Here is an 11773-nt window from a genome sequence, read left to right on the forward strand (position 1 = left end):
CGGGACAGTCGTGTGCGGAATGCGCGCTCAGGTAGCCTGAAAAAGCGTTACGTGAGCGTGTCCCTCAGTTAAACCAATGTTCCCGTGCTTTCATGATCAGCGCGCGGGCGTCTTCCTCGCCGAGACCAACCATGTCGACAAGTTCGTCGACGGCCAGCTCGGCCAGTTCGTCACGCGTGTGGATATTGCCTTCAGCCAGCTTGCCGATCAGTTCCGGGGTCAGGCCGTCGAGCGAACGCAGATCCTGCGACACCTCTTCCACCTTTTCTTCCCGGGCCAGTTCCATCGTCAAGAGCGCATCGCGTGCGCGGTTGCGCAGCTCGTTGACGGTATCTTCATCGAAGGCGTCAATCTCCAACATCTCGCTGATGGGCACATAGGCCACTTCTTCCAGCGTGGAGAAACCTTCGTCGATCAAGATGTCAGCCACTTCTTCGTCCACGTCCAGCTTGGCCATGAACAACTTGCGCACCACGTCGCTTTCCTCGGCCTGCTTCTGCGCCGATTCTTCCTGCGTCATGATGTTGATCTGCCAGCCGGTCAGCTCGGACGCCAGGCGTACGTTCTGACCGCTGCGGCCGATGGCGACAGCGAGGTTTTCCTCGTCCACCACCACGTCCATGCTGTGCTTTTCCTCGTCGACAACAATCGACTGTACCTGTGCCGGCGCCAGCGCGCCAATCACGAACTGCGCTGGGTCTTCCGACCACAGCACGATGTCGACCGCTTCGCCGCCGATTTCGTTACGGACCGCGGTCACCCGCGTGCCGCGCACGCCAACGCACGTCCCGATCGGGTCGATGCGCTTGTCATGCGCCACCACGGCGATCTTGGCGCGTACGCCAGGGTCACGGGCAGCCGCCTTGATCTCCAGCAGGCCCTGCTCCATCTCCGGCACTTCATTCTCGAAGAGCTTGATCAGGAACTCGGGCGCGGTACGCGACAGCTCGATTTGCGGGCCGCGTGCGGTGCGATCCACATTCAGGATATAAGCGCGCACACGGTCGCCGGTGCGCAGATTTTCCTTCGGAATGATCTGGTCGCGGGCCAGCAGCGCTTCCACGCGGCCGGACTCGACGATCAGGCCCTTCTTGTCGGCACGCTTGACCGTACCGGTCATGACCTTTTCGCCACGATCGAGGTAATCGTTGAGGATCTGCTCGCGCTCGGCGTCGCGGATCTTCTGCAGGATCACCTGCTTGGCGGCTTGCGCACCGATACGGCCGAACTCGACCGATTCGATCTGCTCTTCGATGAAGTCATCCAGCTCGATGTCCGCATTCTGCTCGCGTGCCTCGAACATGAGGATCTGCTTGTCCGGCTCCTGCAGGCCCTGTTCATCGGGGACCACAAGCCAGCGACGAAACGTCTCGTGCTCACCGGACTCGCGATCGATGGCGACGCGAATGTCCACGTCTTCCTCGAAGCGCTTCTTGGTTGCCGAAGCGAGTGCCGCTTCCAGCGCACCGAATACCACATCCTTGTCGACGTTCTTCTCACGCGCAAGCGCATCGACGAGCAACAGAACTTCGCGGCTCATTGCTTGTTCCCTTTTTTCTGATTTCCTTTGAAGTCGATCACCGGCACCAGGCGTGCGCGATCGACATCGGATATGGCGAATTCCAGCAGTGCCGTGCCATTCTGGCCTTCGAACTCGAGGCCGACCTGCTCCGCCCCCGGCTCGCCGGTGGGCGTCTGCAGGATGCCGACGAAATTCTTCTGGCCATTGATCGGCAGGCGCAGCGTGACCCTGGCTTCCTGACCCGCGAAGCGGACGTAGTCAGCCAGTTTCTTCAGCGGCCGGTCCAGCCCCGGCGAGGACACTTCGAGGCGCTCGTAGTCGATATTCTCGACGGTCAGCACGTGGGTAAGCTGGCGGCTTACCTTCTCGCAGTCCTCAATGACGATGCCGGTTTCAGGCTGATCGATATAGACGCGCATGAGTCCGCCCGGAGCGCGCTCGAGCTCAACCAGCTCGTACCCCATGCCGTTAAGGGTGGTTTCGATCAAATCTGCCAGATGCACTGTATTCCCGAATAATGGCCATCAATACCGTGGCAGACCCAGCCCACCGGCACGGCCGCCTTTGTTGGCGGCTTGCAGCCTGCTTGCCTGCCAGCCATCCCGACCGGCGCGCCGTGAAACACGGCAAGCACACGAAACGGGCGAAGCAAAAAAAAAATGGGCGCAATGCCCATCATTCGCCCACCCTTTTACAGGATGACTTTTGAATAGACTTGGATTATACGCTGTCGCGATGCAAAAGGCAAAGGCACCAGGACTTGGCTTGCCAGGGGCGCGGCCCGGGCCGCGCTTTTCCTTGCGTGGCCGGCCCCGCGCGCACTGCCTTCCCTCGCTTTAGCGATTGCCGTCGCGGCCACCGCCGCCGCGAGGACGGCGATTGCCACTGGGCTTGCCAGCCTGCGGCATCACATTGCCGTTGGCTTCACCACCGCCRCGACGCTGGGAACGGCCTTGGCCGCCACCCATGCCACCCATGCCACCCATACCGCCCATACCACCCATCGGGCCCATGGGTCCRTTCGTGCCTCGGCTGCCCCGGCCACCGCCGCGCCCCGGACCACCAGGACCACGCGGGGAACCCGCCGCGCCACCGCCAAACTTCGTGGTATGCGAGGTGAGCAGCGTCGGGCCGCCGATATAACCCATCGAGGTCTGCATCGGATCTGGCTGACCCCGGCCTGCGCCACTACCGCGCGGGCCATTGTTCCTGTTGACGCGCGGCAGGCCATCCATGCCGGTCGGCATCGGCATGCCGGCAATGGCTGCCTCGGTGCGCTGCTGGCGACCACCCACCTTGGTGCCACCTCTGGGGCCGCCATCACCCTTGCCGGGCGCCTTCAGGCCGATGGACGCCATCAGCGCGCGCACGTCATCCGCGGCGAGTTCCTGCCAGCGGCCGCGCTTAAGGCCGCGGGGCAGCAGGAACTGACCGTACCGGGTGCGAATCAGGCGCGACACGGTCAGGCCGACGGCCTCGAACATGCGGCGCACTTCGCGATTGCGGCCTTCGGTCAGCGCGACGTGATACCAGTGGTTGATGCCCTCGCCACCGCCGTCGGCGATGCGCAGGAAATTGGCTTCACCATCGTCAAGCTTGATGCCATGCAGCAGGCGCTGGCGATCCGCCTCCGCCAGCTCGCCCAGCGTGCGGACCGCATACTCGCGCTCCACGCCGTAGCGCGGATGCATGAACTTGTTGGCGATATCGCCCGAGGAGGTAAAGATCAGCAGCCCTTCGGTGTTGAAGTCCAGGCGGCCCACGGCCACCCATTTCCCTGCCTTGATGCGCGGCAGGCTGTCGAACACGGTCGGACGGCCTTCCGGATCCGACTGGCTGACGATCTCGCCCGCCGGCTTGTGGTAAAGCAGCACGCGCGGCGGCTTGGTCGACACACGGCGATGGATCAGCTTGCCGTTGACGCGGACCTGATCGGCCGGCAGGATGCGTTGTCCAATATGGGCCGGCAGGCCATTGACAGAAACGCGCCCCTGCAGGATCAGCTCCTCCATCTCGCGGCGCGAACCCAGGCCGCCCTCGGCGAGCACTTTGTGCAGCTTGGGCGCATCGTCATCGGCCGAGAGCTCGCGCACCGGCTTTACCTTGGCACGCACACCGCTGGTATCTTCCTGGTCGTACTGGCCGGAGATGACGAAACGAAACAGGTCTTCGCCACCTGCGGCTGCAGCCGCGGGGGCCTTCTCGGGCACGCCCGGAGCCTGGCGCTGCGTGCCGCCCCTGCCTTTGTTTCCTTTGCTTGCCTGGCGCGGGCCACCCTGCTGCCCCTCGGCACTGCCGCGCCTGGCCGCGCCCTGCGGCTGCTGGCCTTGCTGCGGCTTGCGCTTGCGCGCGCCGTTGGAGTTGGCGCGGGCACCGTCGCGCTGGCGCTCTCCAGCGGCTTCGCCGCCGGTTTCGCTCGCACCTTCGGCAGTGTCGCCGCCGAACGCGCGGCGGCCTCGCGGCGCCGGGCGTTCGCCCTGCTGCTCGCCGGCCTGCACGGACTCGCCTTCGGCGGGCTTGCGCTTGCCGCGCGTACGCCCCTTTCTCACGCCATCGCCACGCGCGGATTGCGCGTCCGGTGCGGCTCCCGCGTCCGGACCGCCAGCGAAGGCAAGTGCATCGCCTTCCGCGGCACGCCCGCCATCGCGGTCCTGCGTGGCCTGGCGGCGCGTGGCCACCAGATTGCGCAGGCCACGGCGCAGGCCCTTGCGGCGCGGCGCGCCTTCGGCGCCATTGCCGGCATCGCCGGCCGGCGTATCCGCCTGGCGGACGTCTTGATCAACAGAATCGGACAAGGTATTCACATTCGGATGTTGCATGGTGTTCAGTTGGACACGCGCTCGTCGTGCTCGCTGGGGTGCGCCGGATTCGTCTTGGACGCCCCCGGGACTTCGGACTCCTGCTCGCCGGAGGCCACTTGCTCGTGGTAACCGTTGGCGGGTGCTTCCGTTTGCTCATTTGCTTCGCCGTCGTCGACGGCATCCTCCACGGCTGTGCCGTCAAGCCGCGCCCCCATGGGCCCGGCGGACACCAGTTCGCTCTCCGGCCCATCATCCGGCTCGGACACCGCGGGTACTTCAGCCTCGGGCACGGCTTGCGCTTGCACCGAGGCGTCCTTCTTTTCAAATGCTTCCACCAGTTCGGCGATGCCATCCGTGGCACCGGCATCGAGGACACCGGGGACGGAGCGGGTCAATTCGCCAGCATTGGACACATCGGCGACGGCAGCGCCAGCGCCGCCCGCAGGCTCCTCGCCGGCCTCCGCGAACGCTTCTTCGTCGCTTCCGGCCGGCAAAGCGGGCACAGTGCCCAGGGCCTCGAAATCTATGGGCTCCTGGTTCAGCAGCGCGGCTTGCGTCTGCGCCTGGACATCCTCCAGCGGCGGCAACTCATCTAGCGAGCGCAGGCCAAGGTCATCAAGGAAGTTCTTGGTGGTAGCGTACAAGGCCGGCCGGCCCGGTACGTCGCGGTAGCCGATCACCTCGATCCAGCTACGGTCCTCGAGCTTCTTCACGACTTCGGTGCTCACCGCAACACCGCGGATTTCCTCGATATCGCCCCGGGTGACCGGCTGCCGGTAGGCGATGATCGCCAGCGTCTCCATGACCGCGCGGGAATATTTCGGCGGCTTTTCAGGATTCAGCCGGTCCAGGTATTCGCGCATGACGGGGCGGCTCTGAAAGCGCCAGCCGCTGGCCAGCGCCACGAGTTCCACGCCGCGCTGCTCCCAGTCGCGGCGCAACTCTTCCAGCAGCACCCGAATGGTGTCGGCACCGACGTCGTCGGCAAAAAGCCGGCGCAAGTCATTGACGCGCAAGGGTTCCTGCGCACAAATCAGCGCGGTCTCGAGGACGATCTTCGCCTCTTGGGTATTCATGTGATTGCGTGCAGCCTGTCTTTGCACCTGCGCCCCGGACAAACCCGGACGCACTGGAGATTGCGGGTTCAGCGGTTGGAATTGCCACCGCCATCTGACCGCGCAGCCAACCACAATGCTTGATGCATGCAGTCGTGCGCTTTCTTTTTTGCATCGGGTGCCGGACCTGCCCGGCAGGAGATCGCCCGGCCACCGGCTTTACCTGCCGGTCGACGGAGCCCTTGCGTCGCGCCTTCCCCCTGATGTGGCGGACCTGTCCGGCACGACGTCCGTCGCTCCGGGTGCAAGAAAAATACGGATATCGGGCCTGCTTGGCCTATTTCACCCCGCCCTGCCGTGGCTGGTCTTTTGAACCAAATAATCTTTTGAACCGGACGGCGGATTGGGAACGGTCCCTGGCGGTAATACGTGCTGGAGGGTTCCTGGCATGCATCCCCGAGTGCGAATGCTACCTGACGATGCCACGATGAAATACGCTGCGCGATATCGCTGTTCTTGCGATTGTATGGCATTCCCTGGCAAACCTGCAACCGATTCACACAGGCATCTGCCCGACAAAGTGCGTAATGCGCCATGAAGCGGCGTATCAGAAGACCAGACAGAAGCCGTGCGCGGCCAGCGTCTCTGGCAAAAGCAGCGCGCGCGCCACCCCGACGACACCAAAGGCAGCCACTGCCAAACCGGCAAGGGTACGTACCGCCGGGCGGCRCGACCACTGCCTGAGGTAGCCGGACAGGCCCGAGATAACCAACAGGTTTGGCAAAGTGCCCAGTCCGAACACGGCCATCACCAGCGCACCCGAAGGGGCGTTCCCGGCCAGCAGCGCCATCGCCAGGGCGCCATAGACCATGCCGCATGGTACCAGCCCCCAGGCCAGCCCCATGCCGTAGCGGCGCAGCAGCCGCCCCTGTGGCAGGCCCAAGGGCGCCAGGCGCACGCCCACGGCGGCAAGAAAACGGAGCAAACCGCCAGCGCCGCGCGCGGCAAACCGCTCCAGCCAGCCAGCCCCCACGGCGCGCCCACGCAACATCCATAATCCCGACATCACCAGCATCATGCTGCCGATTCCGAACAGCCAGCGCTGCAGCGGCAAGTACTGGGCCTTCCACACACCGGCGCCCAGGGTACCCAGCAAGGCGCCCAACAGCGCATACATGCTCAGCCGCCCGGCATGCATCACCAGGAGTTCGAGCAGCCAGTGGCCTGGCCGGCGCAGGATGGTGGCCGGCACACGGGCCGTGCCGCCTTGCTCGGCCGCAAGCGCAATGCCGCCACACATGGCCGCGCAATGCACACCACCTAGCAAAGCCAGGGTAAAAACGCTGAAGAGCACGCCTACGGTCAACTTCTCCTCCCAATCACATCGCCTGGCGCGGTAAAATGCGCCCTACGCGCCCCCGCGACTCCAAGAGGCGCTATCAACATGAAGCCCAGCGCCCGCGCACATCCGCGCAATCGCAAATCATGACGACGGGCACGGCAGGCGGCGCCACGCAGATGGCAGGCCCCGCCAGACCCGCGCCAGGCTAATGTGGATAGCGCTTCCAACCGACAGCTCTCAACGTCAAGCTTTCAACTCAATGCGCCTGCCACACGCGCTTGAGTGATTGCGCTAAACCGACAGGCCCCAATTGCTAACATCCATTCCCATTACCGAGATGTCGCCCCGCTGCTCCACTTGCTCGCTGGGACAGCTCTGCCTGCCCGTCGGCATGTCGCAGCAGGACCTCGAAAAAATGGATTCGCTGGTGCAGGAGCGCGTGCGCGTACGCAAGGGCGAGACCCTGTACCGCCTCGGCGATCCGCTCACCGCCGTCTATGCGATCCGCTTCGGCACGCTCAAAACCCACCTGACGATGGAAGATGGCCGCTCGCAGATCACGGGCTTCCACCTCCCCGGCGAAGTCGTCGGGCTCGACGGCCTTGGCGAAATGCAGCACGCGTCCGACGCCACCGCCCTTGAGGATACCGAAGTTTGCGTGGTGCGCTTCGGCGACCTCCAGTCGCTGTCCGGTGCGCTCCCGTCGTTGCAACATCAGTTCATGCGGCTGATGAGCAAGGAAATCTCGCAGGACCAGGTGATGCTGATCACGCTGGGCTCGATGCGCGCCGAAGAGCGGCTTGCCGCCTTCCTGATCAACCTTTCGGAGCGCCTTTCCGCGCGCGGCTATTCGGCCTCCGAGTTCGTGCTGCGCATGAGCCGCGAGGAGATCGGCAGCTACCTCGGGCTCAAGCTCGAAACCGTCAGCCGCCTGTTCTCCCGTTTTGCGGAAGCCGGGCTGATCCAGATCCGCCAGCGGCACGTCAAGCTGGTCGACATGACAGGCATCAAGCAGATCATCAACAAGTCCTGCTAGTCCGGCAGGCATCGACCGGCCGCGCGGAGTTTCCCGGCTCCCGCGGCATTGGCAGCCGCCTTGCCTTCCTTGCGTGGTGCCAATACCACGTCGCGCCGGCCTGGTCACGACACTCCTGCTCCGCCGCCCCCTGCCCCGCGGCGCGAAGACGCGCATCGCGCTCACTCCAGTTCGTCTGTCTCCGCCAGCCGCGTGGGCATGGTGTAAAGCGTCAGGCCGCTCGACAACGAACAAAGCACCCACGCGACCAGGAAGCCCACGGTGTAAACCGCCTCCCGCGACGCCTCGACCGGCTGTCCGAAGAAGCGCAGATCGCCGGGATCGACCATCGAAAACACCAGGGCGGTCGTCAGCCCGGCTACCAGGAAGCCGGGCCATAGCACCCACATCAGCCAGCGCAGTCTCATGGTCACCTCGCCTGCGCCGTGGCCGGCTCAGCCTGCCGCCCGATACCCGTCTTCTCGACCACCAACCCGTGCCGCGATACGCCATCGACAACGGGCGGGTCCGGGTGCGTCATGGCCAGCCAGATCGTGACCCCGCAGGCCACCATCGCCAGCAAGGGCCCGCTCATCAGCAGCCATGGCCAGGGTTCCTTCCACCAGGGATTGCTTTGCTGCATCATCAGGCCTCCTCTAGATTTCTCGGTTCAAAGATTGCGCGGTACGATGAAGCTGGTGCCCTGGCTGATTTCCGCACCGCCCCCACTGTCATCTCCTGTCGCAGTGACCGTCACCTGGATCTTGTGGGTGCCCTGGCCAGCGGCTTCGATCGGCACGCGCACGCGAATCGGAATCAGGCGGTTTGAGGTGGGCTCGAGATTGCCGGCAGCGTGATCGTATTCCACGGCCAGGCCCTTCAGGTCATCACTGTCCGCGCGAATGGCCACATGCATCGGCGCCTCGGTCGTGTTGATCAGTTGCAGGCGATACACGTTCTCGATCCAGCGTCCCTCCACTTCCCTGCCCAGCGCGCCGCGGTCGCGGATGATATCGACCTTGAGCGGTGTGCGCATGGCCAGCGACACCGTGAAGCCGGCAACCAGGGCCAGCCAGATCACGGAGTACACCACCGTGCGCGGCCGGAACAGACGCTTGCGCGCCTCCGCCTCGGGCAGCACGCTGCGCATGGCGTTCTCCGAGGTGTAGCGGATCAGCCCGCGCGGATACGCCATCTTGTCCATGACCTGGTTGCAGGCGTCGATGCAGGCGCCGCAACCGATGCAGTCGTACTGCAGGCCGTCGCGAATATCGATGCCGGTGGGGCAGACCTGCACGCAGATGCTGCAGTTCACGCAATCGCCCATGCCGGCGGCCTGGTGGTCCACCTTGCGCGAGCGGCTGCCGCGCGGCTCGCCGCGGCCCACGTCATACGTCACCACATACGTGTCGCGATCGACCATCACGCTCTGGAAGCGTGCATAAGGACACATGTACTTGCACACCTGCTCGCGCATGAAGCCGGCGTTGCCCCAGGTGGCGAAGGCGTAGAACAGCATCCAGAACGTTTGCCACGGCCCCAGCGACAGGCTGAGCACGTGGCCGCCCAACTCGCGAATGGGCGAAAAGTACCCGACGAAGGTAAAGCCGGTCCATAGCGCGATCACGATCCAGAGCGTGTGCTTGGTGGCCTTGAGCCGCAGCTTGCGCGCGCTCCACGGATCGCCATCCAGGCGGATGCGGGCAAAGCGATCGCCTTCCACATGCCGCTCGATCCACATGAAGATTTCTGTGTACACCGTCTGCGGACAGGCATAGCCGCAGAACAGGCGACCCGCGATCGCCGTGAACAGGAACAGCGAGAGCGCGGAAATCACCAGCAGCACGGACAGGTAGATCACATCCTGCGGCCAGAGCACCAAGCCGAAGATGTAGAACTTGCGCGCGCCGAGATCGAACAACATGGCCTGGCGGCCGTTCCATTGCAGCCAGGGCATGCCATAGAAGAACAGCTGGGTCAGGACCACCATCCAGACCCGCCAGCTCGAAAACGCCCCTGTGACTGAGCGCGGATAGATCTTGCGGCGGACTTCGTACAGGGTTTCATCCGAGGTTTCCCCATCCCCCGTGGCGGATGCGGGCTCCCGCAGAGGCCCCCAGGCGGCTCCGTGCTTTCTCAGCGGTTCCGGTTCCGGGGCATTCATGGGCGATCACCCCCAGCGGCACGCAGGCTCCACATGCTGGCGTCGCCGTTCATTGCCCGCTCCCCGCGGGGGCTGCCCCATTGTTCGACAGTCCCCAGACATAGGCCGTCAGCATGCGGATGCGCTCCGGCGTCAGGATTTCCTCGTGTGCCGGCATGTGGTTGTTGTGACCCTTCAGGATGGCGTCGACGATGTTTGCCTCCGAACTGCCGTACAGCCAGACCTTGTCCGACAGGTTGGGCGCACCGAGCGCCTGGTTACCCTTGCCGGAAGAGCCATGGCAGGCCGCGCACGTGGACTTGAATGTGCTTTCGCCACGCGAGGCGCGAATCGGATCGGAAGACAAGCCTGACAGCGAACGAACGTATTGCGCCACGTCGCCGGCCAGTTTGCCGTCGATGGTCGAAGCGAATGACGGCATCACGCCGTTGCGCCCCTTGGTAATGGTCTGGGTGATGGTCGCGGGATCGCCGCCATACAGCCAGTCGTTGTCGGTCAGGTTGGGAAAGCCGCGGCTGCCGCGCGCGTCGGAGCCATGGCATTGCGCGCAGTAGTTGAGAAACAGGCGCTGCCCGATCTCGCGCGCAGCCGGATCCGCGGCCACCTGCTTGACGTCCATCTGCATGTACTTGCCATAGACATCGCTCTGCACCTGCTCAGCCGCCTTGCGATGTGCCTCCAGTTCGACCCGGCTGGATGTCTTGAGCACGCCGGCGTAGGAACCCAGTCCCGGGTACAGCACCAGGTAGACCAGYCCGAAGAGGCAAGCCAGCAGGAACATCCACATCCACCAGCGTGGCAGCGGATTGTTCAGCTCGCGCAGGTCGCCGTCCCACACGTGGCCAGTGTCTTCGGTAGCGCCGGCCACCTTGACCACCTTGCGCTGGGAGAACAGCAGCCATATGCACCAGACGATGCCTACCAGCGCAATGGCGGCGATGTAGTAACTCCAGAAATCCGTGAAGAAGTCGCTCATGACTCAGTGTTCCTGCTTGGTGTTGTTTGCTCCGCCGGCACGATGGCGGCCGTCGTGGTTCGCGGCCAGCGGCTCGTCGGGCAGCGCGAATGGCAGCATGGCCGACTCCTGGTTGGCTGCCTTGCGGCCGGACGACCAGGCCCACCAGCAGATCGCGAGAAACGCCACCATCGAGATCACGGTGGAAAACGCAGTGATCATTGCCATGGCTTACTCCTTGGCCGGCGCGGCTGCGGGCTGAACCGCGGCTGCGGTGTCCACACGCACATTGCGCTTGCTGATGCCAAGCTCCTGCAGGTAGGCGACCATCGCGTCCTCTTCGGTCTTGCCTGCCAGCGTGGCGGGCGCCTGTTCGATCTCGGCGTCGGTATAGGGCACACCCAGCCGCCTCAGCGCACGCATGCGGTCGCGGATATCGTTGGCCTGCAGCGGAGCCTTCTCGAGCCACGGGTAGGACGGCATCACCGACTCGGGCACCACGTCGCGCGGATTGCGCAGGTGGATGCGCTGCCAGTCATCGGAATAGCGGCCGCCCACGCGCGCCAGGTCGGGACCAGTACGCTTGGAGCCCCACAGGAAGGGATGGTCATAGACCGATTCGCCGGCCGTCGAGTAGTGGCCATAGCGTTCGACATCGCCCTGCAGCGTACGCACCTGCTGCGAATGGCAGCCCACGCAACCCTCGCGGATATAGATATCGCGGCCCATCAGGCGCAGCGGCGAATACGGCTTGATCCCCGCATCGGGCTCCGTTGTGGAGTGCTGGAAGAACAGCGGCACAATCTGGACTAGCCCGGCGATACTGACCACCAGGATGGTGCAGATGATCAGCCAGCCGATGTTCTTCTCCAGGGTCTCGTGCGTAAAGAAGCTTCGTTTTTCAGACATCGTTTCTATC

The 11773-nt window shown here is 64.4% G+C and carries 12 protein-coding genes; 1 reads left to right on the forward strand and 11 read right to left on the reverse strand.

The features are described 5' to 3' along the window. Positions 1–64: 64 nt before the first annotated feature. From nusA to AC1DT6_RS16280, 5 genes are all read right to left on the reverse strand, one after another. Positions 65–1540 (reverse strand): transcription termination factor NusA, encoded by a 1476-nt coding sequence (gene nusA, locus AC1DT6_RS16260; protein WP_477102916.1) that lies wholly within the window; start codon positions 1538–1540, stop codon positions 65–67. Then, entirely contained in the window at positions 1537–2025 is a 489-nt protein-coding gene (rimP, locus tag AC1DT6_RS16265; protein ID WP_441632187.1) for a ribosome maturation factor RimP, read from the reverse strand. Before rimP ends, nusA begins: the two co-directional genes overlap by 4 nt. Before the next feature lie 333 nt (positions 2026–2358). Continuing rightward, complete coding sequence (gene rluB, locus AC1DT6_RS16270; RefSeq protein ID WP_441632185.1) at positions 2359–4341, reverse strand: 23S rRNA pseudouridine(2605) synthase RluB; 1983 nt, start codon at positions 4339–4341, stop codon at positions 2359–2361. Between the two features lie 5 nt (positions 4342–4346). Beyond that, on the reverse strand, positions 4347–5399 hold the full coding sequence (gene scpB / locus AC1DT6_RS16275) for an SMC-Scp complex subunit ScpB (RefSeq protein WP_441632183.1): 1053 nt from the start codon (positions 5397–5399) through the stop codon (positions 4347–4349). A 586-nt stretch (positions 5400–5985) separates the two neighbouring features. Beyond that, complete coding sequence (locus AC1DT6_RS16280; protein WP_477114781.1) at positions 5986–6744, reverse strand: sulfite exporter TauE/SafE family protein; 759 nt, start codon at positions 6742–6744, stop codon at positions 5986–5988. A 286-nt stretch (positions 6745–7030) separates the two neighbouring features. Here AC1DT6_RS16280 and fnr point away from each other — a divergent pair, with 286 nt between their 5' ends. Then, complete coding sequence (gene fnr, locus AC1DT6_RS16285; protein WP_035867856.1) at positions 7031–7756, forward strand: fumarate/nitrate reduction transcriptional regulator Fnr; 726 nt, start codon at positions 7031–7033, stop codon at positions 7754–7756. A gap of 161 nt (positions 7757–7917) precedes the next feature. On the opposite strand, the gene AC1DT6_RS16290 is transcribed toward fnr, so the two are convergent. From AC1DT6_RS16290 to ccoO, 6 genes are read right to left on the reverse strand one after another with little or no spacing between them, the layout of a single operon-like run. After that, positions 7918–8163 (reverse strand): hypothetical protein, encoded by a 246-nt coding sequence (locus AC1DT6_RS16290; RefSeq protein WP_441632179.1) that lies wholly within the window; start codon positions 8161–8163, stop codon positions 7918–7920. Positions 8164–8165: 2 nt separating this feature from the next. After that, on the reverse strand, positions 8166–8381 hold the full coding sequence (locus AC1DT6_RS16295; RefSeq protein ID WP_081862235.1) for a FixH family protein: 216 nt from the start codon (positions 8379–8381) through the stop codon (positions 8166–8168). Positions 8382–8405: 24 nt separating this feature from the next. Next, entirely contained in the window at positions 8406–9899 is a 1494-nt protein-coding gene (ccoG, locus tag AC1DT6_RS16300) for a cytochrome c oxidase accessory protein CcoG (RefSeq protein ID WP_441632177.1), read from the reverse strand. Between the two features lie 49 nt (positions 9900–9948). Beyond that, positions 9949–10875 carry a cytochrome-c oxidase, cbb3-type subunit III gene (gene ccoP, locus AC1DT6_RS16305; protein WP_045239399.1) on the reverse strand — a complete coding sequence of 309 codons (927 nt, stop codon included), beginning with the start codon at positions 10873–10875 and terminating at the stop codon, positions 9949–9951. Positions 10876–10878: 3 nt separating this feature from the next. Next, complete coding sequence (locus AC1DT6_RS16310) at positions 10879–11082, reverse strand: cbb3-type cytochrome oxidase subunit 3 (protein ID WP_035867847.1); 204 nt, start codon at positions 11080–11082, stop codon at positions 10879–10881. Between the two features lie 3 nt (positions 11083–11085). Next, positions 11086–11763: a cytochrome-c oxidase, cbb3-type subunit II gene (gene ccoO / locus AC1DT6_RS16315; RefSeq protein ID WP_441632174.1), complete on the reverse strand. Its 678-nt coding sequence runs from the start codon at positions 11761–11763 to the stop codon at positions 11086–11088. Positions 11764–11773: the final 10 nt, after the last annotated feature.

The sequence above is a fragment of the Cupriavidus sp. 01L45 genome (genome assembly GCF_056399885.1).